This is a genomic window from Frateuria sp. Soil773 (assembly GCF_001428405.1).
GTDB lineage: Bacteria > Pseudomonadota > Gammaproteobacteria > Xanthomonadales > Rhodanobacteraceae > LMSL01.
Genome location: NZ_LMSL01000040.1, coordinates 1 through 25,068, shown reverse-complemented (window position 1 = coordinate 25,068; position 25,068 = coordinate 1). Strand labels below are relative to the sequence as shown.

Here is a 25,068-nt window from a genome sequence, read left to right as displayed (position 1 = left end):
CCGCCATGCCGAATGCCTATTTCACTCCCGCCACCTTCCGCTTCCTGCGCGCGCTCGACCGCAACAACAGCCGCGAATGGTTCGCCGCGCACAAGGCCGACTACGAGCGCCATGTGCGCGAGCCGTTCCTGGCGCTGATCGCCGACATGCAGGCGCCGCTGGCGAAGATCAGCCCGCACTACCGCGCCGACCCGCGCAAGAACGGCGGCTCGTTGTTCCGCATCTACCGCGACACGCGCTTCTCCAACAACAAGCTGCCGTACAAGCCCTGGCAGGGTTCGCGCTTCTTCCACGAGCGCCGCCACGAGATCCCGGCGCCGTCGTTCTACCTGCACATCCAGCCCGGCGACTGCTTCGCCGGCGGCGGCATGTGGCATCCGGAGCCGGATGCCTTGAAGCGCATCCGCGACTTCATCGCCGACAACCCGGCCGCATGGAAAAAGGCCACCCGCAGCAAGCCGTTCCGCGAACACTTCGCCTTCTGGGGTGAGTCGCTGAGCCGGCCGCCGCGCGGCTTCGACCCAGGGCACGAGCTGATCGACGACCTCAAGCGCAAGGATTTCGCCTGCGGCGAGAACTTCGACGAGGCGCTGGCCTGCTCGGCCGAGCTGCTGCCGTGGACGGTGGCGACGTTCAAGCGCGTCGCGCCGATGATCGACTACCTGTGCGCCGCGCAGGAACTGGAGTTCTGACCGGGACGGACGCCGCGCGCGAAGGACGAGGCGATCACGCGCGGGAACGCACCCGCCCGGTTGCGCCGTCGCGGCCTGGTTGCCGGACCAGCAACCAGGCGGCGACGCCGATCCCGATCACCGCGGTCAGCGCCACGTAGTGCGCCGGCGCCAGCGGGCCCAGGCGCTTCACCATGCCGCCGATGAGCGGCGGGGTCAGCCCGCCGAACGCCGCATAGGCGACGTTGTACGAGAACGACAGGCCGGAAAACCGCACCGCCGGCGGAAACGCCTCCACCATCAGCACCGGCACCACGCCGACCACGCCTACGCCGAAGCCGGCCAGTGCATACAGCACGACGAAATGCGCACCGCCGGCCTGCAGGTCGGCGTACAGCGCATAGCCGCACAGCAGCAGCGCGGTCGCGCCGAGCAGCAGCGCGCGCGGATAGCCGATGCGGTCGGCCAGCCAGCCATAGCCCAGGCAGCCCAGCGCCAACGCGAACGAAGCCACGTTGCTGCCGAGGAAGGCCCGCGCCGGCTCGAGATGGAACACCGACTGCGCCAGCGACGGCGTCATCAGGATCAGCACCACGATCGCGGCGGTGAGCATCCAGGTCGCCAGCATCGACAGCAGCACAGCGGGCAGGTGCCGCTCGAACACCCGCTTCAACGGCAACCCCGCGCTCAGCTCGCGGCGCGCGTGCATCGCCTCGAACACCGGCGTCTCGCTGAGCCAGCGGCGCAGCCATACGGCGAGGAAGCCGAACACGCCGCCCACCAGGAACGGCAGGCGCCAGCCCCAGGCGAGCACCTCGGCCGGCGCCAGCCGGCCGTTGATCGCCGCCGCCACCAGCGAGCCGATCAGGATGCCCACGGTAAGCCCGGAAGTGAGGCTGGCGCAGGCGAAGCCGACCCTTCGCGGCGGCACGTGCTCGGCCACGAACACCCAGGCTCCCGGCACCTCGCCGCCCACCGCGATACCCTGCACCACGCGCAGCAGCAACAGCAGCAGCGGCGCGAGCATGCCGATCTGCGCGTACACCGGCAGCAGGCCGATGCCGAGCGTCGGCAGCGCCATCAGGAACACGCTGAGGGTGAACATCTTCTTGCGGCCCAGGGTGTCGCCGTAGTGCGCCATCACGATGCCGCCCAGCGGGCGCGCCAGGTAGCCCGCCGCGAAGATGCCGTACACCTGCAACTGCGCCAGCCAGGGCGCGGTGTCCTTCGGGAAGAACAGGTGGCTCAGCGGCAGCGCGAAGAACACGAACACCACGAAGTCGTAGAACTCCAGCGCACCGCCCAGCGCGGACAACAGCAGGGTGCGTGCGTCGCGCCGGTCCAGCGCGCGGGCCGCGTGCGCTGCGGCGGACAACGTGGAGGCGTGGGCGTCGGTCATCGTGACGGTTCCGGGCGGCGGCGCGAAAGGCCCGCACGATAGCGCAAATCGTCCGGCTCCCTGCCGGTTTTGCGGAACATTCCTATGGACATCGCCCGGCGAACGCCTATGCTGCGCCTGCCCGGCCGGATGCCGGGCATCCGGCACGGCGCGGCCCGCGGGCCCGCCCTGCCCTGCGTCGTTTCGAGGGGGAGAGGAAACGTCGTGCGATCCGGTCTTCAATGCTTCACGACGCCATGCGACTGCGCCACCCATCGGGGCCGCCGTCGTCACGCCTGCATGCAACCGACAAGGAGTACCCCATGGGCAACCTGAGCAAGCGTCTGACCGCCGAGTTCTTCGGCACCTTCTGGCTGGTGCTGGGCGGCTGCGGCAGCGCCGTGCTGGCGGCGGGATTCCCGCAGCTCGGCATCGGCTTCGCCGGCGTGGCACTGGCCTTCGGCCTGACCCTGCTGACCATGTGCTATGCCATCGGCCACATCTCCGGCTGCCACATCAACCCGGCGGTGACCTGCGGCCTGGCCGCCGGCGGCCGTTTCCCGCTGAAGGACGTGGTGCCGTACATCGTGGCGCAGGTGATCGGCGGCATCGCCGCCGGCGCGGTGCTGTACGCGATCGCCTCCGGCAAGCCCGGCTTCGACGCCGCCGCCAGCGGCTTCGCCTCGAACGGCTACGGCGCGCATTCGCCGGGCGGCTACTCGATGGGCGCCGCGGCGGTGTGCGAACTGGTGATGACCGGCTTCTTCATCTTCATCATCATGGGCGCCACCCACAAGAGCGCCCCGGTGGGCTTCGCCGGCATCGCGATCGGACTGGCGCTGACCCTGATCCACCTGATCAGCATCCCGGTCACCAACACCTCGGTGAACCCCGCGCGCTCGACCGGCGTAGCCCTGTTCCAGGGCGACTGGGCGGTGCACCAGCTCTGGTTCTTCTGGGCGATGCCGATCATCGGCGGCATCGTCGGCGGCCTGGTCTACCGCTACCTGTGGAGCGACCGCCCCGCCCAGCCCGACATCAAGGGCGACCGGGCCTGAGCGGACGATGCATGACGCGCGGCCGGAAAGGCCGCGCGTCACCTACGCCTCGTAAAGCTCGATCGGCAGCCCGTCCGGATCGGCGGGGAAGGTGAAACGGCGGCCGGTGTGCCCATCCAGCCGAACCAGCTCGCAATCCACGCTGCGCGCCGCCAGCACGGCCACCGCGGCGTCCGCGTCGGCCACGGCGAACGCGAGGTGGCGCAGCCCCTGCGCTTCCGGCCAGGAAGGGCGCGGCGGCACGCCGGGAAAGGAGAACAATTCCAACTGCACGCCGGGGCCGACCTCCAGGTCGCACTTCCAGGAATCGCGTGCCTCGCGGTAGATCTCGCGTACGACGCGCAACCCCGGCGTGCCGCTGTAGAACGCCTTCGAGCGCGGGTAGTCCGAGCAGATCAGGGCGACATGGTGGATGCCGCGCAGCAAGGCCTGCGACAGGCTCAGGCTTCCGCGAACGGGAACGCCAGCACGTCGGCGATCGCGTCGGTATCGGCCAGGCACATCAGCAGGCGCTCCACCCCGAGCGCCACGCCGGCGCAATCGGGCATTGCGTCGAGCACCGCCAGCAGGCGCCCGTCGATCGGCACCTCGCGCAGCCCGCGGGCGCGGCGCACCGCGTTGTCGCGCTCGAAGCGCGCGCGCTGCTCGGCGCCGTCGTTCAGCTCGTGGTAGCCGTTGGCCAGCTCGTAGCGCCCAAGGTACAGCTCGAAACGCTCGGCCAGCGGCGGGTCGCCGGGACGGATCTTGGCCAGCGCGCACTGGCTGGCCGGGTAGTCGTGCACCACCGTGATGCGGTCGCGCGGGAACAGCGGCTGCAGCCGGTGGGTGATCAAAAGATCCAGCCAGTCGTCGCGTTCCAGGCCGGCCGGGTCGATGCCGTACTCGGCCAAGGGCCCGCGCAGCGCGTCCACCGGCGCATGCAGCGGATCGAGGCCCAGCTCGTCGAGGAACAGTTGCCGGTAGCCGACCACCCATACCTCGGTGCGGCGCGACACCATCGCCAGGGCTTCCTCCACCAGGGCGACCGTCTCCGCCATCAGCCGGCGGTGGTCCCAGCCCACGCGGTACCACTCCAGCATGGTGAACTCGGGGTTGTGCCTGCCCCCCGCCTCGCCGTTGCGGAACACCCGGCCCAGCTCGTAGCAGTCGCCCACCCCGGCGGCCAGCAGGCGCTTGAGCGGGAACTCCGGCGAGGTGCGCAGCCAGCGTTCGCGCGCGCCGGCATCGACGTGCCCGCTGAAGGCGGTGCTGAAGCTCTCGATGTTCGGATCGGTGTTGCCGGCGGCGGAGAGGACCGGCGTTTCCACCTCCAGCACGCCGCGCCCGGCGAAGAAGCCGCGCACCAGCGCATACAGGCGCGCGCGCAGGCGAAGCGCCTGCGCCAGCGACAGGCCGCCGCTCACGGCCATGCACCGTGTTCGGCGAGCAGGGCCAGCAACTGCGCCTCGTCCCACACGGCAATGCCCAACTCGTTCGCCTTGTCGAGCTTGGAGCCTGCCTCGGCGCCGGCGACCACGAACGAGGTCTTCTTCGACACCGAGCCGGACACCTTGGCGCCCAGCGACTCCAGCCGCGTCTTCGCCTCGTCGCGGCTGAGCGCCTCCAGGCTGCCGGTGAGCACCGCGGTCTGGCCTTCGAGCGGCGCGGCGTCGACCGCCGCCGCCGCGGGAATCGCCGCCAGCAGCCGCTGCATCGCGGCATCGGCGGCCTCCAGCCGGCGCACCTGCTCCGCATCCTCCAGCAGCGCCTCCAGGTTGATCGCCGCAGCCTGCGGTACGCCGGCGGTGATCCAGTGCGCGCGGCCGGCGCGGCGCAGTTGCGCCAGGGTCGGGAAATGGGCCGCCAGCAGGCCGGTACTCTTGGGACCGAGCTTGTTGACCTTGGCCATGTCCAGCAGCGCGGCCAGGCCCAGCCGCTCGCGCAGCTTCGGCGATGGCGCGCCCTCGTCGGCGAAGGTGATGCCGGCGGCGAGCAAGGCATCGACCACCTGCTGGTTGCCCGGCTGCGCGAAGAACGCGGCGATCGACTCGGCCACCTCGCTGCCGATGTCCGGCAGCACGCGCAGCACCGCGGCCGGGGTGTCGCGCACCTGCGCCAACGTGCCCAGCCAGCTCGCCAGCGTCTTCGCCGTGCTCTCGCCGATATGCATGATGCCGAGCCCGAACAGGAAGCGCGGCAAGGTGGTGCGCTTGCTCGCCGCGATGCCATCGACCAGGTTCTCGGCCCACTTGGTGGCGATCTTGCCGGCCTTCACCGTTTCCGGGGTCGTGCCGTCGCGCTCGTCGGCGCGGCGTTTCATCTCGACGAAATCCTCGACGCTGAGCCGGTACAGGTCGGCCAGCGTACGCACCATGTCGAACTCCACCAGCGCCTCGGCAAAACGCTCGCCCAGGCCCTCGATGTCCATCGCGCGCCGCGAGGCGAAGTGGATGATCGCCTCCTTGCGCTGCGCCGCGCAGATCAGCCCGCCGGAGCAGCGCCATGCCGCGGCGCCCTCCTCGCGCACCAGCGCGGAATGGCAGACCGGGCAATGCGTCGGCATCCGCCATGGCCGGGTGCCTTCGGGACGGCGATCCTCCACCACCCGCACCACTTCGGGGATCACGTCGCCGGCGCGGCGCACGATCACGGTGTCGCCCACGCGCGCGTCCAGCCGCGCGACCTGGTCGGCGTTGTGCAGGGTCGCGTAGGTCACGGTGACCCCGGCCACCTGCACCGGTTCCATCCGCGCACGCGGCGTCGCCGCGCCGGTGCGGCCGATCTGGATCTCGATGTCGAGCAGGCGGGTGGCCTGCTCCTGCGCCGGGAACTTGTGCGCGATCGCCCAGCGTGGCGCGCGCGAGACGAAGCCCATCTCGCGCTGGCCGGCGTAGTCGTCCAGCTTGTAGACCACGCCGTCGATGTCGTACGGCAGGCTGTCGCGCTTCGCCCCGATGCGACGGAAATAGGCGATCAGGCCATCGAAGCCCTTGGCCGTGGCTACCTCGGGCGACACCGGGAAACCCCATTCGCGCAGCTGCCGCAGCGTCTGCGAATGCGTCGGCGGCAGCTCGCCGCCCTCGACCGCGCCGATCGCGTAGGCGAAGAAGCTCAGGCGGCGCTTCGCGGTGATCGCCGGGTCGAGCTGGCGCAGCGAGCCGGCCGCGCCGTTGCGCGGGTTGGCCAGGGTCTTTTCGCCGTGCGCGAGGGCCTGCGCGTTGAACGCCTCGAAATCCTTGCGCAGCATGACCACCTCGCCGCGCACCTCGAGCACCGCCGGCCAGCCCTTGCCGCGCAGCCTCAGCGGGATGGCCCGCACCGTGCGCAGGTTGGCGGTGACGTCCTCGCCGGTCTCGCCGTCGCCGCGGGTGGCGCCCTGCACGAACACGCCGTCCTCGTAGCGCAGGCTGATCGCCAGCCCATCCAGCTTCGGCTCGACCGAGAACACCGGGTCGCGGCGGTCCAGGGTCTGTTCGATGCGCCGCTCGAACTCGGCGATCTCGCGGAACCGCTCGCGGTCGTCCTCGCCCTCCTGCTCGAACGCATTGCCCAGCGACAGCATCGGCAGCGCGTGGCGCACCTCGGCGAAGCCGCCCTGCGCGCGCGCGCCGACCTTGCGGGTCGGCGAGTCGGGCGCGGCCAGTTCCGGGTGCGCCGTCTCCAGCGCCTCCAGCTCGCGCATCAGGCGGTCGTACTCGGCGTCGGCGATGTCCGGGTCGTCGAGCACGTGGTAGCGGTAGTTGGCCTGCTCGATCCGCGTGCGCAGTTCGTCGATGCGCGAGGCGGCGGACTCGGCGGGCGGGCTCGTTGGACTCATGCGGGGATCCTCATCCGCCAAAGTCTAACGAGACAAGTCGCCGCGGAGTGAATTCGCGGGCTGCCGGCGGAGGGCCCGCCGGCCTGCCCACGGGCCAGTTCAGCGATGCAGGTCGCCGGCCGCCTCCGGCTGGTAGGTCACTTCCACCACGCGCAGCCGGCGCGGCTGCCCGCCCGGCATCGGCCAGTCGATCCGCTGGCCGCGGGTGAGGCCCAGCAGCGCGCTGCCCACCGGCGCCAGGATCGACACCGTGCCCGGCGCGCCGGCCGCGGCCGGGTAGACCAGGGTCAGGGTGAGGCGCTCGCCGCTGCCCTCGTCCTCGAAGCTGACCACCGAGTTCATGGTGACCACGTCGGCCGGCATCGCCGCCGGCTCGCGCACCTCCGCCCGCTCCAGCTCGTCGCGCAGGGCCGCGTGGTCCTGCGACGGCTGCCGCTCCAGCAGCGCTTCCAGGCGCTCCACATCGAGGCGGGACAGGACGATGGACGGCTTGCTCATGGTGGTCTCCTGCATGCTGCAAAAAAGCGCGCGCCGGAACGGATTCCGGCGCGCTGGATACTCTGGCGTGGGGACAAGATGAAACGGTACTGACTTTGGGGTCGGCCTGCACGAATTGCAAGCTGTCATAGCAAGTATCATGCGCCCCCATGTCTAACGCCGCCGCCCCGCCGCCTCCAGCCTCCGACGCGGCGGCCCCGGAGGTGCCCGAACTGCCTTCGCGCGAGCGCTTCCGCGGCCTGATCTGGCTGGTGTCCGCCTCGTTCTTCATGCAGGCGCTGGATTCCACCATCGTCAACACCGCCGTGCCGGCGATGGCCGAGGCGCTCGGCGTGACCCCGCTGGGCATGCGCAGCGCGCTGACCAGCTACGTGCTCACCCTCGCCGTGCTGATCCCGGCCAGCCCGTGGCTGTGCGACCGCTTCGGCACCCGCCGGGTGTTCGGCGCGGCGATCGCCACCTTCGGCATCGGCTCGCTGCTGTGCGGCATCGCGCAGACCCTGCCCGAGCTGGTCGGCGCCCGCGTGCTGCAGGGCATCGGCGGCGCCGCGCTGATGCCGGTGGGACGCTACGTGCTGGTACGCAGCATCGACAAGCGCGAATTCGTCCACGTGATGGCCACCGTGGCCACGTTCGGCCTGCTCGGCTCGGTGCTGGGCCCGCTGCTCGGCGGCGCGCTGGTGGAGTTCACCAACTGGCGGCTGATCTTCCTGATCAACGTGCCGGTGGGCATCGCCGGGCTGTGGATGAACAAGCGCGACATGCCCGAGTACCGGCTCGACCGCGCGCACCGCTTCGACCTGTTCGGCTTCCTGCTGTTCGCCGCCTCCTCGGCGCTGCTGCTGGCGGCCGCGGAAATGCTCAGCGGCGAGCGCCTCAACTGGGGCGGCATCGGCATCTGCGCGGCGCTGGCCCTGCTGTTCGGCGCCGCCTACGTATGGCACAGCCGGCGCACCGCGCACCCGGTGGCCGACCTCACCCTGCTGCGCGTGCGCAGCGTGTGGGTGTCGCTGGCCGGCAACCTGTTCACCCGGCTCGGCGTGTCGGGCATGTTCCTGCTGCTGGTGCTGTTCCTGCAGGTGGGCTGCGGCTGGTCGCCGCTGCTGGCCGGCCTGATGATGGTGCCGCAGGCGCTGGGCTCGATCAGCGCGAAATGGCTGATCAACCGGCTGCTGGTGCGGCTGGGCTACCGCCGCCTGCTGCTGGGCAACACGCTGGCGGTCGCCGTGCTGCTGGCCTCGTTCGCGCTGTTCAGCACGCACACGCCGATGTGGCTGATCGCCGCCACGGTGTTCCTCTACGGCGGCTTCATGGGCATGCAGTACACCGCGATGAACACGCTGATCTACAGCGACCTGGACATCAAGCACGCCTCGATGGCCTCCTCGATGGCCTCCACCGCGCAATACCTGTCGATGAGCTTCGGCATCGCGCTGGCGACCTTGCTGATGGAATCGCTGCTTCAGGGCCATGCGCATACCGACTACGTGGTGGCGTTCCGCTGGACGGTGGTGATCCTCGCCCTGATCACCACCGCCGCCAGCCGGGTGTTCAGCCAGTTGCGCCCGGACCGCCCGGCGAAAGGCGCCGCCGGCGCCCGCTGAGGCACGCCGGAAGCATCCCGGAAGCGGCGCCGAGCATGTAGCATCGAGGCATCGGCCCGCCCCAAGACGAGCGCATGCACCACGCCAGCGAGATCCTGTTCACCCTGTTCGTCGTCTTCGTCGCCGCCCAGCTCGGCGGCGAGATCGCGCAGCGCCTGAAGCTGCCCGGCGTGGTCGGCGAGATCGCCGCCGGCTGTGCCATCGGCCCGTCCCTGCTGGGCTGGATCACGCCCGAGCAGATCGCGGTCGGCACGCCGCTGGACGTGCTGGCCGAGATCGGCGTGGTGCTGCTGCTGTTCTCGGTGGGCCTGGAGACGCGGCTGGAGGACCTGAAGAAGGTCGGCAAGGCGGCCTTCCTGGTCGGCGTGCTCGGCGTGCTGGTGCCGTTCGGGATGGGTTCGCTGTGGGCGCACGGCAGCGGCTTCAGTTGGGACAAGTCGCTGTTCGTGGCCGCGGCCTTCGTCGCCACCTCGGCCGGCATCACCGCACGCGTGCTGCAGGAGCTGGGCGTGCTGCAGCGTACCGAGAGCAAGGTGATCCTCGGCGCCGCGGTGATCGACGACATCCTCGCCATGCTGCTGCTCGGCGTGGTGGTGTCGCTGCAGAGCGGCGGCGGCTTCGACCCGCTGCACCTGCTGCTGGTGCTGGCCGGCGCGATCGGCTTCATCGCGGTGATCGGCCTGGGCGGGGCGCGCGTGATGCGCTGGAATTCCGGCTGGCTGGACAAGCCGCGCAACGCGCATTCGCCGCTGGTGATCGTGCTGGCGCTGTGCCTGGGCCTGGCCTACGTCTCCACCCTGTTCGGCCTGGCCGCCATCATCGGCGCCTTCCTTGCCGGCATGATCGCCTCGGAGACGCGCCAGCAGCATACGCTGGAAAAGCAGACCCAGCCGCTGCTCGCCCTGCTCACCCCGTTCTTCTTCGTGGTCACCGGCAGCAAGATCGACCTGCAACAACTGGCCAGCGCCGACGCCCTGCTGGCGCTGGCCGCGGTCACCGCCATCGCGATCGTGTCCAAGCTGATCGGCGGCTTCCTGGGAGCGCTGTCGCTGGGCCGGCGCGGTGCCACCATCGTGGGCTTCGGCATGGTGCCGCGCGGCGAGGTGGGCGTGGTGATCGCCAGCCTGGGCCTGGCCGCCGGCGTGTTCAGCGACCGCGTCTACGCCATCATCGTGGCGATGTCGCTGCTCACCGCGATGGTCACCCCGCCCGTGCTGGCCTGGCTGCTGCGCCGCGCCGGCCCGGCCGAGGCATCCGCCCCCCGCGGCTGAGCCGGGCTTCCGCGTCCCGCGGCCTTCTTCCGCCCGCCGAACACGCAGCCGGCGCACGTGCATGCCTTCTTGATGCCAAATTCAGCCCCGTTGCGCGATAGTGTGCCTACCATCCCGATGGAGTTCCCCGCCATGAAAACCGCGCTCCTCCCGCTCGCCGCCGCCCTCGCCATCGCCACCGCCCCGCTGGCCCAGGCGCAGTCCTCCAGCGGCGTGCTGAAGCGGCCCGACGGCATCTACCTGCGCTGCGACCAGTGCGGCACCGTGCAGAGCATCGAGCACAACGTCACCGAGGGCCGCAACCACGGCACGGCCGGCGCCGTCATCGGCGCGATCGCCGGCGGCGTGCTCGGCAACCAGGTCGGCAAGGGCAAGGGCAGGAAGCTCGCCACCGTCGGCGGCGCCGTCGGCGGCGGCTTCGCCGGCAACGCCATTGGCAAGGGCGGCGGCGGCGAGAGCTGGACCATCCGGCTGAAGATGGGCAACGGCACCTACAGCAACATCCAGGTCGCCGACGCCAGCAGCATCCGCCAGGGCGACCTGGTGCAGGTCGACGCCAACGGCAACATCACCCGCATCCAGTGATGCGCGTGCACCGGCCGCGCCGCAACGGCGCGGCCGGTTCGCATGGGTGAAGCGCCCGGCCGTCCAGGCCGGGCGCTTCGATCCTCCATGACGTCCTGGCTACCTGCGCCCCAGGCGGCGTTGCCGCTCCAAAAAGATCAGGTGCCCGTGATGATCGGGTTGGTGGACAGGTCGCCGCTGGAGACGCCGCAAACGCCCAGCGATCCGGTGATGTGCGCATTGGTCGCAGTGGGCGTGGGATTGGTTCCGATCACGTTGATCGCCACGCTGCCCGAGCAGGTGAAGAACCCGAGCGCGGCCACGCTGACGTCGGAAACCGTCGCCGTCCACGTCGGGTTGCCGCCGGACGAACCGCGCGCCGGGGCGCTGATCGCCCACGGCAGGTTGGTCGCCTTAATCGCCTTGCAGACCGCGCTGCCGGAGAAGCTGGCGGCGATCACCGACGCCGCGCCGCCCACGTCCTGCACCGTGAAGGTCGACGTGCAGGGGAAGTTGTTGCCGGCGAAGGTCACGTTGGTCGGCCCCGGCCCCACCGTGCTGGTGCCGTTCGCGCTGCCGCCCACGAACCACTGCGTGGCAAACGACGACGACGCGCCGAGCGTGCCCGCCAGAACCAACGAACCCAGCAGAATCGATTTGATCGCTTTCATGAGTCGTTCTCCATGTTGCTGTCGACAAAGGGGACGCGGCGGCCGTCCTTCCGGGCGGTTCCGCCGTCGCCGTGCATGGCGTTCCCCGGCCCTGCCGGGACGACACCGGTCCCGCCGCGGCCGCTGCCGTTGGCAGGCGGCCTCCATGCGGGAAAGAGAGGATCGTCGGGCCATGGGCGCATCCGTGCTCATCGGGCTCAGTAGAAGCCCTTGCGGATGGACAGCCCGATGATGCGGGGATCGAGGGTGAACACGTTGGTGGTCAACCCACTGTCCGAACTGTTGAGGAAGGTGCCAGTGATCGGCGCCTTGTCGAAGACGTTCTTGACGTAGAACTGCACGCTCAGGTCGTTCTCGGGGTGCTCGTAGGTCAACGAGAGGTTGGTGTTGCTCCAGCCGCGCATGCGGTCGACGGAATCGTTGTAGACGCGCGCCCAGCTCGGCCCCTGGTGGTAGAAATCGCCGCGCAGGATCAGGTCCGAGTTGCCCCAGAAAAAGGTGTACTGCGCGCCCAGGCTGTAGGTGTCGTGGGGCGCGTTGGGCAGCTCGTTGCCGCCCACGTCGGTGGCGATGCCCGCGCCGCCGTTGGGCGCGGTGCGCGGGTCGTAGACGACGCCGGTCAGTTGCGAATACAGCGAGCCGGGCGAGTAGCCGCCCTGCACCAGCGACGAGGTGGCCGAGCACAGCGCGGCCAGGTAGACGTAGGCGGAGCTGGTCGCCGAACTGATCCCGCTGATCAGCTTGGCCACGTCGTCCCTGGGCGCGATGCACGCCTGCGCGGCCTGCACGAACGGCTTGACCACCACCCAGTCCGGGTCGCCGTTGGTCAGGTTCATCTGGTCGATCGAGTACTGGTTCTTGCTCAGGCGCGTATGCAGCAGGCCGAGCGAGGCGTCGGCGCGAAAGTTGCGGGTGGGCTGCCATGCAGCCTGCACCTCCGCACCCCAGGTCTTGGCGTCGAAATTCTCGTTGACGGTGCCGCGGTTGACGATCTGCGACACCTGGTAGTTGCGGTAGTCGTAGTAGAAGACGTCCGCGTCCAGGCTCAGCTTGCCGCCGGCCATGATGTTCTTGGTGCCCAGCTCGAACGCGTTGACGAACTCCGGCTTGAACGTCGCGGCGTTGGGCGTGTAGGCGAGCAGGGTCGGATCGATGTCCATGCCGGGCGAGTTGGTGCCGCCGGCCACGTAGCCGCGCGCATACGAGGCGTACAGCAGGGTGCTGTCGGTGAACGAGGTCTGCGGCGACCAGTCGAGCACCAGCCGGCCGGTCGGCTCGCTCCAGTGCTGGCGGATCTGCGGCGACGTGGGATAGCCGTAGTTCACATAGCCGGCACCGGTGCCCGCCTGGCCGCTGGGGCCCAGCAGCAACTGGCTCGGCGTGGGCGTGGTGATCTTGCGGTCGCGCGTGTAGCGCAGGCCCACGGTCAGCTTCAGGTCGTCGACCAGCTTCCAGTAGGTGTCGGCGAATACCGCCGTGGACAGGGTGCGGGCGTTGTTGTCGCTGCGGAAGTAGTTGTGCCCCTGCCCGTCGATCCGGCCGAGCCGGTTGGGGTCGATGTAGATGCACCCGTCCGTCGAGCCCTTGGCGCACGGCTGCGGCGGCTGGCCCGCAAAGCCGTCGCTCAGGTTGTATTGCTCCTCGGCGATCGCGGTGAACACGTTGTTGAAGACGTAGTAGTTCTCGTCGATTTTGAACTTGAGGAAGTTCGCGCCGAGGTTGAAGTTGAAGGGGCCATCGAAATCCGATTGCAGGCGGAATTCCTGGCTCCATTGGCGGCTGTATGACTGCGTGCGGTCCACCGAAAGCATTTGCCTGGATGCGGGTCCAGGTTGGCCTGTAGGTTGAACTGCACCACGTCGTTCTTGGCGTGGAACACCGGGTCGAAGGTGGTGGCGATGGTATGCAGGTTGCTCGACTGGGTGACGCCCGCATACGGGTTGCCGTTGAGCAGCGGGACCACCGCGCTGAAATCGGGCTTCAGGCCCAGTTGGGTGATCGAACTGCCGGTCAGCACCTGCGGCAGGCTGAGCCCGTTGGGCACGCCGAAGGCGTCCCTGCCGTACAGCGAGCCGTCCTTGCATCCCTGGCTCAACGTGGACTGGTCGCGCGCGTTGGGGATGTCCACCCCGCCGACCGTGGCCGGGCCGGCATCCGTGTGGCAAAGCTGCTTGCCGGTGCGCGCGCGGTTGTCGTGCTCGCTGAAGTGCTCCCACACCAGGCTGGTGCTCACGCTGTCGCTCGGCTTCCAGGCGAGGCTGGCGCGGCCGCTCCACAGGTTGTGCCCGTCGACATCGTGCCCGGTCACCGTGTTGCGGTCGTAGCCGTCCCGCTCGGTCCACGCGCCGGCGAGGCGAAAGGCCAGCGTGTCGGACAGCGGCGTGTTGAGCATGCCGCTGAAGCGCCGCCCGTCGTAGTTGCCCACCTCGGCCTTCACCCACGACTCGAAACCGTCGAAGCTCGGCAGGTTGGGGATCATGTTGACCACGCCGGCGGTGGCGTTGCGGCCGTACAGCGTGCCCTACGGGCCGCGCAGCACCTCGACGTTGTCCACGTCGAAGTACTCCTGCTCGAACAGGCGGTTGCGGATCAGCGGCGTGTCGTTGAAGCTCACCGCCACGGCCGGGTCGGTGGTGACCGACAGGGCCTGCGTGCCGATGCCGCGGATCTGGAAGTTGTAGCTGGCGAAATTGGTCTTGGTGAAGCTCACGTTGGGCGTGCTCTTGACCAGGTCGGCGCCGGTCTCGATCTTCTTGTCATCCAGGTCCTGCCCGGTGAAGGCGGAGACCGCGATGGGCACCTTCTCGATGTGCTCGCTCTTGCGCTCGGCGGTGACCGTCACCGCTTCGAGGCGTACCGCGCCGTCCGCGCCGGACGCCGCCGGAGCCTCACGCCGGGACGAGGCCGCGGGACGACTCGCGCGCTTGATCACCACGGTGTGCTCGTCGGTGAACTGGTAGCCCAGCCCGCTGCCCTTGAGCAGGCTGTCGAGGGCGGCGCGCGCCGTGGTCGTCGCGTCGAGGCCGGCCGACTGGCGGCCGGTGAGCAGCGCCGGATCGAACAGCACCTGCATGCCGCTCTGCGCGCTGAACTGGTGCAGCGCCTGGTCCAGCGCGCCCGAGCGGATATGGAAAGCCGTCGCCGCGGAAGCCGCGGGCAACGTCTGCGCGATGGCCGCCGGACTGCCGGCGATCGCCGCTCCCAGCGCCGCCGCCAGCAGCGAACGGCGCAGGCCATCCCGACAACGGAACCCACGGCAGGTCCTCGACACTCGCATGCATGCTCCCCTTTTCGTCCATGCGGTTGGACTACGGTCAGGCAAAAGAACGCAGCGGGCGGCGAATACCCCTAGAACTTTTTTTCGGGAATTTTCCTGGGCGATGCGCAACCGCCGCGGAAGGCGCGGTTGCGACCTTGCGCCGGGGCGTTCTCAGCGCCTGTAGAGGCGGGTTTCGCCGCTGGCGCGGTCGTGCCGGGCCTGGATCGGGAAGGCGCTTTGCAGCGCGCGCACCAGCGAGTCGGTCTCGCCGATGCGGAAGTCCCCGCTGATCGGCAGGCTGGCCAGCGACGGGTCGGCCACGACCAGCCGGGTACGGCCGTCGCCATAGCGGTTGGCCTGGGCCACGGCCTCGTCCAGCGGCGTCTGGCGGAACACCAGCATGCCGTGCGTCCAGCCGATCGCCACGTCGGGATCGACGTTGCGCTGGCGCCACAAATCCTCGCCCGCGGCGAGTTCCTCGCCGCGGGTCAGCATCGCCGTCCGGGCGCCGCGCGTCACGTTGACGACGCCCTCGATCACGTTGATGCGCGCCTGCGCCTGCTCCAGGCTCACGTCGAAGCGCGTGCCGATGTCGCGGATGGCGTTGCCCGCGGCATGCACCACGAAAGGCCGCCGCGCCTCGTGGGCGACGTCGAAGACGGCCTGCCCCCGCAGCAGCTTCACGTCGCGCATGCCGGCATCCATCGTCACGTTGAGCACGGTATCGCCGTTCAGGGTGAGGCGGGAGCCGTCGGCCAGGGTCACCCGGCGCAGCTCGCCGGCGGCCGTCGCGTAATGGGCGGTCGCCGCCGGGGCCGGCGCGGGCTTGCGCCACAGGGCGTAGCCTCCGAAGGCCAGCCCCAGCAGCACGCCTGCCGCCGCGCTCCATCCCCACACGGCGCGCCGGCGCCCGGCATGGCGCGCTTCGCCGGGAACCGCGCCGTTGCGCCACTGCGCCACCTCGGCGTCGTCCGCCAGCGGGGCCAGTTCGTCCCACAGCCGCGCCGTTTCGTCGTAGGCCGCGGCATGCGCCGGATCGGCCGCCTGCCACGCCTCGAACGCCAGGCGCTCGGCGGCGGAGCAGTCGCGCGAGCGCAGCCGGGCGAACCAGCGCTCGGCCTGCTCGAAAATGGAGGCGACGTCGTTTCTGCGGTCCATGATTACTTGAACGTTCTTCCGCGATATTCCCCTAGTGCGCGGCGGCACACCGCCAGCGCATGGGCGATCTGGTTCTCCACGGTGCGCTCGGAGACCCCGAAGCGCCGCGCGATGTCGCGGTAGCTCATGCCGTCGAAGCGGTGCAGCAGGAAGACCTGCCGGCAATGCGGCGGCAACTGGCGGATCGCCTCCTTGATGCAGGCCAGGTTCTGTCGGTCGGACAACACCCGGTCGGGCTGCGCCTCGGGCGAGGCTACGTCCGTGCTCTCGATGCTGCAATGACGGTCCGCCTGCTTGGTGCGCGCCTGGCGGCGGTGGTCGGCCACCACGCTGGCCGCCACCCGGAACAGCAACGCCCTCACCTCGCCGCCGTCGCTGCGCTGGCGATAGCGCAGCATGCGCAGAAAGGTCTCCTGCACCGCGTCCTCGGCCGCGTCCGCATCCGCCAGTTGCCGCCCCATGTAGCGACGCAGCCCCGGCTCCAGCTCGCGCAACAACACCACGAACAGCTCCGCGCACGCATCGCCTCCCGTATCGGAAGCGGCGGCTTCGGATCGTTGCCGGATACGCAACGGACTGAACGGCATGGACTCTCGCGGGTGGATTGAGGAATACGGTTGACCGGGAGACCCGATCCGGAAGGCACCGCACCGGTGCAAGACCCCACCCGGCACGCAGCTTGCCCGCTGCTTTTTAATCCCGATTCCAGCGGCAGTACATTTGCACTGCACCAAAAGCCACCGTTCGCCCCTAAGGCGAAGGCATCGTCCCGGCTTCGGGCAAAGGAATGCACCGCCAATCCACCGATGAATGTCATCGTCCCTGGCACCCAGGTCGTGGCCCATACCCTGCCGGGATTTCTTTCGATCGGAAATGCTTGCGTCACAGCCGAGTGGTCCATCAGGGGTATGCCCCAACCGGGCTACCGGAGTGACCTCGACGTGGTATCCAGGCACCCGGCGACTCGCAATCTTTTATAGAAAGACCCCTCTTGCCGGGAGGGGGCTTGCAGATTCAAAGATTCTTCGAACAAACATATCGACAGCGTCAGCGTTCTGTTTGCCTTTCACGGAAGCAGACTTCCCCACTCCCGAAGGATGAGGCCAACAGCATGCCGGCGGCCTATTCCTGATGATGCAGTGACCATGCAAATGATCCAATGTCAAGTGCAGGCAAGTCCCAAGCGACACAACACAGTACGATCATCGACGCTTTCAAGAACCATATCGACTGGCAGGCCCGCGAAGACGGCAGCACATGCGTCTGGCCGGCTGCCCCGGCAGCCATGCAAGCCTGCGGCGACTTCCAGATTCTTCAACGTGATGGACACGTTGCGGATACTCTGCCGCTGGATGCGTATGGTGACCATTCAAATCGGTCGTCAGCAGACAATGCCAGACAGGAATGCGACGAACACGACTGGACAAAGCCGTCGCCATTCCACGACAGTGCCGGCCTGATAGCCAGAGTTTCCTTACGGCAACGTTGCCGTCGGACTCATGCTTCATTCCCGAACACCGCCAAAGGGTGTGGCACGAGGATGGCATTACCTCAGTCCATCACGAAGAAACGGTACGGCGCCGATCCCGGCACCTATCCCGTGATTGGAAATGCCTAGGCACGCCGGCCAAGACATCCCTCGCACGAAGGTTGTTGCAGCGCCTGCCCGGCGACGGCCCGTGTCGCTGCCTCATGCATGCGTATCGGGTGTCGACTGGCTCAGCAACCACCCCGCCAGCGCAAACCAAAACAGAAAAAACAGGAAGGACAGCCGTTGCAGCAGGCCAGGCATTCCTGGAATCATTCGAAAAATCCCCGCCAACGCAAAAATGGAAAACCCAACCAGGCAAATGCCGCTGAGGATCGTCAGGTCCCTACGCCTGAAGTAATTGGCAACCCGAATCAGCTTGGATAACGCGATCAGCCATGGCAGCGGCGTCAGCATTGCGAACATGAAATGGATCCGACTGGTCACAGCGTGCATGTCCGGGTCTCCGTCGCTCCCCATTTGAATAGGAACGGCGTTCATCGCAAACAAGGCCGCGCAAGCCAACAGCAGACGGTAGTCCAGCCCGATCTCAGTCGGTAATTTCCGAGCTTGAAGCGCAAACAACGCCAACAGTACGGCAGCACCGATGAACCCCAGGAAGTTCATCCATAGCATATTCGGCGCCCCGACCGCACCCAGCTCACTGATGGCTTTGGTGGCATGATGGTAATCGGGTCGCAACGCTGCGAAGCCGACCACGCAGCCGGTGAACCACAGAAGTACGCCGAGTCCACTCCAGCGTAAGCCACGATGTTGCGGGCTTGTATTCCCAGCCATTTCGTCCTCGCAGAGCACAACAATGTACGGCCCGTATTTTTCGGAAATTACCAGTCCCCGTATCCGGTCGGCATCATCAGCGCCGGCTGGCATGTAATATTTCCAACTGCCGCACCAAGGCATTGACCAGCATACCGAGCCAATATGCGACATATATGAAGCAATGGCGTTCGGAACGTCTTCAACAAAGCAAATCGAATGCCTGGACAAACGCGTCGCGGTCGGCTTCCTCGGCACAGGCGACCGAGTACACCCAACCCGAGCATAAGGCAGCAGTAGCGCCGAAATAAGCCGACTGGGCAAGCATGCATTGCCAGCGGTCCCTCCTCCATTCCGTCGGCTTGGGCTGCAAAGGTTCCGGCATGAGTTCAAAAGTCGCCGGCTCCAGACTCAAGCCACGGCCATCCGCTTTGATTACCGCCTCCTTGCGTGTCCAGTGCGCAAAACCGGCTATCTGGATGCCCAAAGGGTCTTGATACATCCAGCGGCACTCACGCTCGCTGAACACCGAAGACATGATCTCCTGCGGGAACGGCCTGCCGCCGGTAAATTCAATGTCCACTCCAAGGTTTTCCGGCGCAATACCAATCAAAATAGCCCGGGTCGTATGCGAGAGATTGAAAGCGCAAGGCGCCGGTTTTACGCTCGAAAGCGCGAGCTTGCCGTATGCATTGCGCTCATAGCCGATTGTTTCAGGCGCCACGCCACAACGTACGCCAAGCTGGCGACGCAGCAGCGCTGCCGCCCGGATGTACTGGTGCCTGTCGCGGTCGAAAACGAAGCGTCGCGCTTTTTTCCGCTCGTCCTGGCTCAGTAGTGCCAGATCGGAGCCGATCCCGGGAACTTCGCCATGGCAATCCAGGACCAGTGCGACTCTGCTCACGCCTTGATGCCGATCGCCAAGTGGCAAAGGCCCTTGATGCCGAAGACATCGAGCATACCCTCGCCGGTAATTTCCGCTCGAGCGAAGCCATTGGCCAAAAGAAGTTCCTGCAGCTCGGAAGCGCGATAGGTCTGCAGCGTGTACTCGTCGGGAATGACCTGGGGCTCCTGACGGCCGCGCTGCACATAGGTCTTCTGAACCAGGGTCAGGCGCCCCGAATGATGTTCATACAGGCTGCGGGTAAAACGGACGTACTTCGTATCACCAACTTCCCTCACCGCGTCGATGATCTCGTACTTCGGCGACAGGCCCATCATCTCGCGATTGAAAATGTCGAATACGTATACGCCGCCTGACCGCAGATTCCGTGCGGCGTTGCGTATGGTGGCAGCAAAATCCGGCGTGGACAGGTGTCCGATTGCGTTGAACATGGATATGACGGCATCAAACTGCCCCAGCGAGACGGTTCGCATGTCGGCGTGGTGATACGAGATGGGCAGGCCCTGCGACTTTCGCACGGCAATCTCGATCATGCCCTTGCTCAAGTCCGAGCCGGTTACGTCATAGCCCAACTGGCACAGGCCGATCGTTTGCGCGCCGGTACCGCATGTCATGTCCAGGACGCGTTGCACTTGGTGACGGCGGAAGCATGTATCCAACAAACCGTTGGTGATCGGCGTCACCCCGGTACCACCCAGTTCAAAGATGTCGTAGATGGCAGCCGTGTCGTCGTAGAGCTGTACGTTGGCCATGAAAAGTATTCTCCGGGAACGGTGATCAGGCTTCGAGGCCGGCTTTAGCCGCCGGCGTCGGTGCCAGGCGGATTCGGCAGGTGCGTGGATACGCGTGGACGCACCTTGACCCATATCGCATCTGCGAACTGGGCGAGCAACAAAACCAAAATCAGCACATTTCCTGCAAATATCGGCGGCAGGACCTGAATCTTCAGGCATAGCAGTGCGAAATAGATGCAAAGCAATGGGACCAGGACCAGCAACAGCACCCGAAATCTACGCAGATCGGTGTCCGGGGCCTTCAGGCGAACGAGCCACCTCGACGAAATCACCTGCCATGCGATGGACGCAAGCACTACACCTGTAACACTGCGGCGGGCGACCGGATCGCGCCAGGGATGGTTCCATCCGACTTGGCTCATGACGTCGAGAAAGGCCAGGGCCAATCCACCCGAAACGAGTATGGCGAGCCAATCGCGCAACCGCATTTCCAAGGCATGGTCGGACCGTGAATCCGACCGGCTCATAGTGCCGACTGCGAGCCCCCACCAGATGCCGGCCAAGATGAGCGCCGTTCCGAGGTACGCCGCGTCCAGGCCAAATATAGGCCGAACGCCAAAGCTCGTCAGACCGATTCCAATCACGATCAGGCAGATCGGCGGAATCCAAGCAGAGGCACGCATCATGGGCAGATATTCTCAATGTGGAGTTGCGCGGATGCCACTGCCGGGGAGGAGGCATGCGGCGCGGGCACTACCAGATCGCGCACCCATGCCATCAACATTTCCATCGGGCCTGAACGGAAGCGCCGGGACCAGATGCCGAGTACGAGCAATTCGACCAGCCAGAATGCCGGCGCCATTGCTAGCAAGGTCAGGCGACCCAGGCGGTCATAATAGCCAAGGCCGTGTCCGTAGAACACGAACGTACCGACAATGCTCATCAGCAAGTACAAGGTCAAGGTCGAACGCCCGGCCTTGGCAAACACGCCGATCAGTCCTGCGAAGGCGTTGCGCTGGCGCATGGCATACACCAGGCCCAGGTAGCCAAACGCGAGCACGATGCTGCCCCAATAGTTGAATTGGCTGCCCAGGAACATGGAATAAGACACTTCCCAGTGGTGCGCCTCATTGCTGAGTACGCCCAGGACCGTAATCGCCACTCCCAATGGCACACCGATCATGGCCAAGCGTGAATAGGTGGCCGCCGGGCGTTCACCGGTCAACAAGCCGATCTGGCGCAACGCCATGCCAATCAACATCAGCCCTGCCGCTCGCCAAAAGAACAAGGTGGCCATGAAGAAGGTCTGCAAGGTCCAGGCGTCGTGAAGGCGTTGCGGCATCTGCGCCAGCCAGCCGCTGCGATAAGCGAGCTGCTCGCGTGCAATGGCCGTAACGGTCGGATTCCATGCTTGTGCCAGCTCGGCCTTGATGTCTGGCGGAAAACCACCGAACGAAAATCCGAGGAGAAGGGAATACAGGCTCGGCAGCGACAGCAGAAGCAATCCGGTAGCCATGAGCGTCCGTACCCGCCGTTTGCGCATCAACATGGCGACGACCCCGGCCAATGCGTAGGTCGTCAGCACGTCGCCGTACCAGACCAGGTACGCGTGCGCCATGCCAATGACCAAGAGCAGCGCCGATCGCGTCCAGAAGTCGCCCCAAGGTGATTGCCCACGCGCCTCTCTGTGTTCTGCGGCGATGGCAACCCCGGCGCCGAACAACAGCGAGAACAAAGTCATGAACTTTTGCTCGGTAAATACGTGGGTAAATGCCCAAGCCCACCAGTCAGCGCCGACGAGGCTGCCCTTCGCCATCGGGTTGACATACTCAGAGGAAAGCAACGCGTAGCCCTGGATGTTCATGAGCAGCATGCCGAACATGGCGAAGCCACGCAGCACGTCGGGAGCGCTGTAGCGGGCGTTGGAATACGGACCGGAGTGGTTGGACATATCAGATTGGGCCTCTGAGCGAATCGATGAAATGGCAAAGGTGCTCGGCAATAAGCGCCTGCTGTGGCGTCCGAAGGATCGTGTGGTGATTGCAGTCGGGAATGGCAACCTGTTCCATCACGCGGGTTGAAACGAATCCGCCGGCGGCATGGCATTCGCCGGCCCCCAAATAGAGCGCGGGTACGTCAATGACAGCCGCCTGGTGTGTCCGCCAGATGCGCAGATGCGTGCTCAGGACGGTCAACCGCTTTTCCAGGTCCTGCATGGAGGTACCTTCCGGCAGGCGTTTGAAATGCTTTCCGGCCTCCAAGAGTCGATCAGGCGCCGAAGTGCCGAACGCGTGATCGTGGATGATGCTGGTCTTGAGCCCCAACTCGCCGGCCAGGATCAACGCTGCGGCATGAAGCGGGTCCGTCACTTCTTCCGCGGCTGTGCTGAAGGAGTCAACAAAGACGATGCCGTCGCACCTTTCACCCAGCACCTGAGCCATTGCTGCGGCGATCAATCCACCTAGAGACCAACCGCCCAGGACCAGCGTTCCTTCGATCGGGGTCTCTCGCAACGCATCCGCGTATTGGACGGCAAGGGAATCGATCGAATGTGGCGCTGGCGCGTCGTGAAGCATCGGCGACTCGATAGCAAGTACGCGCACGTCGGCCGACATTCTTTCTGCCAGCTCCCGGTAAGCCTGCACGTCGCCGCCAATCGGGTGGACGAGGACCAACGTCGCCGTCGGCGCTGCCTGTTGGCGCAACGTGGTCAGCCAAGCTGCGCCAGAGCCTGACTGTAGTGCGCTCGCCAATGCGGACAGACTGGTATGGCGGAAAATGTCGACCAGGGCAAGGTCTCGCCCCAATGCTTCCTTGACCCGGCGAACCAATCGCACTGCCGANGCGCCTGCAACTGCTCGCGCACCCGCGCCACCAGTTGCATCGCCAGCAGCGAGTGGCCGCCCAAGGCAAAGAAGCTGTCCCGGCGACCCACCCTCGGCACCCGCAACACCTCCTGCCACACACCCGCCAGCGCCGTCTCCAGACCCGCTTCCGGAGCTTCGTATTCGCCATCGGCATGGCCGATCACATCAGGTATCGGCAAGGCAGCCCGGTCGAGCTTGCCATGCGCATTCGAGGGCAGCGCATCGAGCGCCACAAATGCGTCAGGCACCATGTAGTCTGGCAGGCCTTCACGCAACCGTTGGAGCGTTGCCTCGATGACGGTCTGCTCCCAGGACGTTGGCAGACGGGATAACGGCCGCTCGGGGCGATGGACCAGATCCAGGATCGCTGGCAGCGAAAGGCTTCCCACCGATCGATCTGGCGTTTCGACCAGGACAGCCAATACTGAAATCAAACCGTGAAGCAATCCATCGGCCGCTTGCCGGCTGTACAGGTCTTGGCGGTATTCGATTCCACAGTTCGCCTCCCGGCCGTCCTCGTTGACGAAGAAGGTCAAATCGAACTTCGCAAATTGCGCTCCTGTTCCTGCCACACCTTCAATGTCCAGCCCTGGCAGGCCCAGTGCATCGTCAGAGCCTTGCACACCAGTACTGGCCAGATAGTTGAACAACACCTGGAACAGCGGCGAGTAGCCATGTGTGCGCCGGCATTCGGACAATTCGACGATCTTGTCGAACGGTACCTGCGCATGACTTTGTGCAGAGGCACTGAACTGGTGCACCTGATTCAGCACCTCGCCCAGGCGCATGTCCGTTTCGATTCGGGCCCGCAGCACCATGGTGTTCGCAAAGAAGCCGATCACGCCCTCCAGATCCACATGGTCGCGGTTACTGACCGGCGTACCGATCAGCACATCTGGAAACTGCGCGACGCGATTCAGCAGGACCATCAGGCTGGATGCCAATACCACGTTCGCGGTGGTGCGGTTCTGGCTGGCGAAACGGCGCACGCGCTGCATCATTTCGGCATCGAGACGGCATTTGACCGTACCTCCGCGATGCTGCGCCCGTGATGGTCGTGGCCAGGTCGTTGGCAAAGGCAGATAACGGGGCACCTGTTTCAATGCTTCGCCCCAGAACGCCATCGATGCATCCAGATCGCCACGTTCCAATGCCCGGTTCTGCCACTCGGCGTAATCCACGTATTGCAGCACCGGGGCAAACGACCGAGCCAGGCCAGACTCGTGGAAATTGCGATAGGCCGCCGCCAGCTCCATCATCAGCACATTCATGGACCAGGCATCCGAAGCCAGATGCGGCATGCTGATGGCCAACACGTGCTCGTGAAGATGCAGGCGGACCAGGTGGACGCGCAGGAAGCGCTCCAGCATCAGGTCGAATGGGCGCGCACCAAATTCGGCCAGCCATGATGGCAACACATGGTTGGCTTCGGTGCCGGACAAGTCCAACAGCGGTATGTTCAACGCCGAAATCGGATCGGCGCATTGCCAAGCCTCGCCGTCCACGATCTCGACCCGGCTGCGCAGGATCTGGTGGCGCTCGATCAGCGACTGGAACGCCCGCCGAAGTGCGACCAGGTTCAGCTGGCCACGAAGCCGCAAAGCCATGGGCATCGCATAGACCGCGCCACCGCCGCCCAGTTGCTCGATCAACCACAGTCGCCGCTGGCCAAACGACAACGGTGCCCGCGTACGCCGGCTGATCGCAATCCGCTCGCCTGCCTGGCGTTCGGCCAAGTTGATCATGGCGCGCGGAGCCAGCAACCCGGCTTGCGCCATCAGCGTCGGTGCCGTGAACATTTCCATTGGACTGAGCTGGCATTGCAGCCGATCCTTGACGCGGGCGACAACGCGCATGGCGAGNNCAAGGAGTGCCCTCCCAGGTCGAAGAAATTGTCCTGCCGGCCGATGGTGCCGACGCCCAATACTTCCGACCAGATGGCTGCAAGCTCGGCCTCCAGGCCCTGGCGCGGCGGCTCCTGCATCTCCGTCGGCAAGGTGCCCGGCTGCGGCAACGGCAACGCCGAACGATCGATCTTGCCGTTCGGGGTGGTCGGCAGCTTGTCCAGCACCATTACCGCCGACGGCAGCATGTATCCCGGCAAGGCCTCGCGGCAGGCACGCATCAGTGCCGGCTCCAGATCCGCCGGCAACCGCTCCGATTCCACATGCGCCAGCAAACGCGGCTCGTCAGCGAGCGTATGTACCCCGACCACGACATCCCGCACACCCGGCTGCGCCCGCAGGCATGCGTCGATCTCGCCCAGTTCGATGCGGAAACCACGCAGCTTGACCTGATGGTCGAGCCGCCCCAGGAACTCCAGCTCCCCA

General features: G+C 66.6%; 21 protein-coding genes. 5 read left to right on the top strand and 16 right to left on the bottom strand.

Translation table 11 applies throughout. The annotated features are described in order from the left end of the window. The first annotated feature begins 5 nt into the window (after positions 1-5). A complete protein-coding gene (locus ASG87_RS14440; RefSeq protein WP_056006617.1) occupies positions 6-692 on the top strand; it encodes a DUF2461 domain-containing protein in 687 nt (228 codons plus the stop codon). 34 nt (positions 693-726) lie between these two features. On the opposite strand, the gene ASG87_RS14435 is transcribed toward ASG87_RS14440, so the two are convergent. Next, on the bottom strand, positions 727-2,070 hold the full coding sequence (locus ASG87_RS14435; protein WP_056006613.1) for an MFS transporter: 1,344 nt from the start codon (positions 2,068-2,070) through the stop codon (positions 727-729). Between the two features lie 302 nt (positions 2,071-2,372). Between ASG87_RS14435 and aqpZ the strand changes: the two genes are divergently transcribed. Then, a complete protein-coding gene (gene aqpZ / locus ASG87_RS14430) occupies positions 2,373-3,107 on the top strand; it encodes an aquaporin Z (protein WP_056006611.1) in 735 nt (244 codons plus the stop codon). 42 nt (positions 3,108-3,149) lie between these two features. Here aqpZ and ASG87_RS14425 read toward each other — a convergent pair whose 3' ends face one another. The 4 genes from ASG87_RS14425 to rnk all read right to left on the bottom strand — a co-directional run bounded on the left by ASG87_RS14425 (position 3,150) and on the right by rnk (position 7,401). Next, positions 3,150-3,533 (bottom strand): VOC family protein, encoded by a 384-nt coding sequence (locus ASG87_RS14425; RefSeq protein ID WP_056006608.1) that lies wholly within the window; start codon positions 3,531-3,533, stop codon positions 3,150-3,152. A gap of 14 nt (positions 3,534-3,547) precedes the next feature. Next, positions 3,548-4,516 carry an EF-P lysine aminoacylase EpmA gene (gene epmA / locus ASG87_RS14420; RefSeq protein WP_056006605.1) on the bottom strand — a complete coding sequence of 323 codons (969 nt, stop codon included), beginning with the start codon at positions 4,514-4,516 and terminating at the stop codon, positions 3,548-3,550. Next, the gene (gene ligA, locus ASG87_RS14415; protein ID WP_056006602.1) at positions 4,507-6,903 is read right to left on the bottom strand and encodes an NAD-dependent DNA ligase LigA; all 2,397 of its coding nucleotides are present in this window, start codon (positions 6,901-6,903) and stop codon (positions 4,507-4,509) included. The genes epmA and ligA overlap by 10 nt, the downstream gene beginning before the upstream one ends. A 99-nt stretch (positions 6,904-7,002) precedes the next feature. Continuing rightward, entirely contained in the window at positions 7,003-7,401 is a 399-nt protein-coding gene (gene rnk, locus ASG87_RS14410) for a nucleoside diphosphate kinase regulator (RefSeq protein ID WP_056007310.1), read from the bottom strand. Between the two features lie 149 nt (positions 7,402-7,550). Between rnk and ASG87_RS14405 the strand changes: the two genes are divergently transcribed. The 3 genes from ASG87_RS14405 (at position 7,551) to ASG87_RS21250 (ending at position 10,861) form a co-directional block, all read left to right on the top strand. Next, positions 7,551-9,005, top strand: coding sequence for an MFS transporter (locus tag ASG87_RS14405; protein ID WP_056006598.1), 1,455 nt, complete (start codon positions 7,551-7,553; stop codon positions 9,003-9,005). 74 nt (positions 9,006-9,079) lie between these two features. Next, complete coding sequence (locus tag ASG87_RS14400) at positions 9,080-10,276, top strand: cation:proton antiporter (RefSeq protein ID WP_056006595.1); 1,197 nt, start codon at positions 9,080-9,082, stop codon at positions 10,274-10,276. Between the two features lie 132 nt (positions 10,277-10,408). Beyond that, entirely contained in the window at positions 10,409-10,861 is a 453-nt protein-coding gene (locus tag ASG87_RS21250; protein ID WP_157511108.1) for a glycine zipper 2TM domain-containing protein, read from the top strand. Positions 10,862-10,998: 137 nt separating this feature from the next. Here ASG87_RS21250 and ASG87_RS14390 read toward each other — a convergent pair whose 3' ends face one another. The 11 genes from ASG87_RS14390 to ASG87_RS14325 form a co-directional block, all read right to left on the bottom strand. Continuing rightward, positions 10,999-11,511 (bottom strand): hypothetical protein, encoded by a 513-nt coding sequence (locus ASG87_RS14390; protein ID WP_056006590.1) that lies wholly within the window; start codon positions 11,509-11,511, stop codon positions 10,999-11,001. Between the two features lie 197 nt (positions 11,512-11,708). Beyond that, positions 11,709-13,322, bottom strand: coding sequence for a TonB-dependent receptor (locus tag ASG87_RS20670; protein WP_056006588.1), 1,614 nt, complete (start codon positions 13,320-13,322; stop codon positions 11,709-11,711). A 710-nt stretch (positions 13,323-14,032) separates the two neighbouring features. Further along, entirely contained in the window at positions 14,033-14,788 is a 756-nt protein-coding gene (locus ASG87_RS20665; protein ID WP_200949121.1) for a secretin and TonB N-terminal domain-containing protein, read from the bottom strand. A gap of 153 nt (positions 14,789-14,941) precedes the next feature. Continuing rightward, positions 14,942-15,928 carry a FecR domain-containing protein gene (locus tag ASG87_RS14370; RefSeq protein ID WP_056006578.1) on the bottom strand — a complete coding sequence of 329 codons (987 nt, stop codon included), beginning with the start codon at positions 15,926-15,928 and terminating at the stop codon, positions 14,942-14,944. A gap of 2 nt (positions 15,929-15,930) precedes the next feature. After that, a complete protein-coding gene (locus ASG87_RS20525; protein ID WP_056006575.1) occupies positions 15,931-16,515 on the bottom strand; it encodes an RNA polymerase sigma factor in 585 nt (194 codons plus the stop codon). A gap of 1,103 nt (positions 16,516-17,618) precedes the next feature. Beyond that, the gene (locus tag ASG87_RS19585; protein ID WP_162258376.1) at positions 17,619-18,347 is read right to left on the bottom strand and encodes a DUF998 domain-containing protein; all 729 of its coding nucleotides are present in this window, start codon (positions 18,345-18,347) and stop codon (positions 17,619-17,621) included. 88 nt (positions 18,348-18,435) lie between these two features. Continuing rightward, complete coding sequence (locus tag ASG87_RS19580; protein ID WP_162258375.1) at positions 18,436-19,137, bottom strand: 4'-phosphopantetheinyl transferase superfamily protein; 702 nt, start codon at positions 19,135-19,137, stop codon at positions 18,436-18,438. Continuing rightward, positions 19,134-19,889 (bottom strand): class I SAM-dependent methyltransferase, encoded by a 756-nt coding sequence (locus ASG87_RS14350; protein ID WP_056006566.1) that lies wholly within the window; start codon positions 19,887-19,889, stop codon positions 19,134-19,136. The genes ASG87_RS19580 and ASG87_RS14350 overlap by 4 nt, the downstream gene beginning before the upstream one ends. Before the next feature lie 44 nt (positions 19,890-19,933). Beyond that, positions 19,934-20,557 (bottom strand): hypothetical protein, encoded by a 624-nt coding sequence (locus tag ASG87_RS20520; RefSeq protein ID WP_056006563.1) that lies wholly within the window; start codon positions 20,555-20,557, stop codon positions 19,934-19,936. Next, positions 20,554-21,822, bottom strand: a complete 1,269-nt coding sequence (locus ASG87_RS14340) for a DUF418 domain-containing protein (RefSeq protein WP_056006561.1) — start codon at positions 21,820-21,822, stop codon at positions 20,554-20,556. Before ASG87_RS14340 ends, ASG87_RS20520 begins: the two co-directional genes overlap by 4 nt. 2,780 nt (positions 21,823-24,602) lie before the next feature. Next, positions 24,603-25,068, bottom strand: a 466-nt coding sequence (locus tag ASG87_RS14325) for a phosphopantetheine-binding protein (RefSeq protein WP_235499662.1), incomplete at both ends; no start/stop codon positions are given.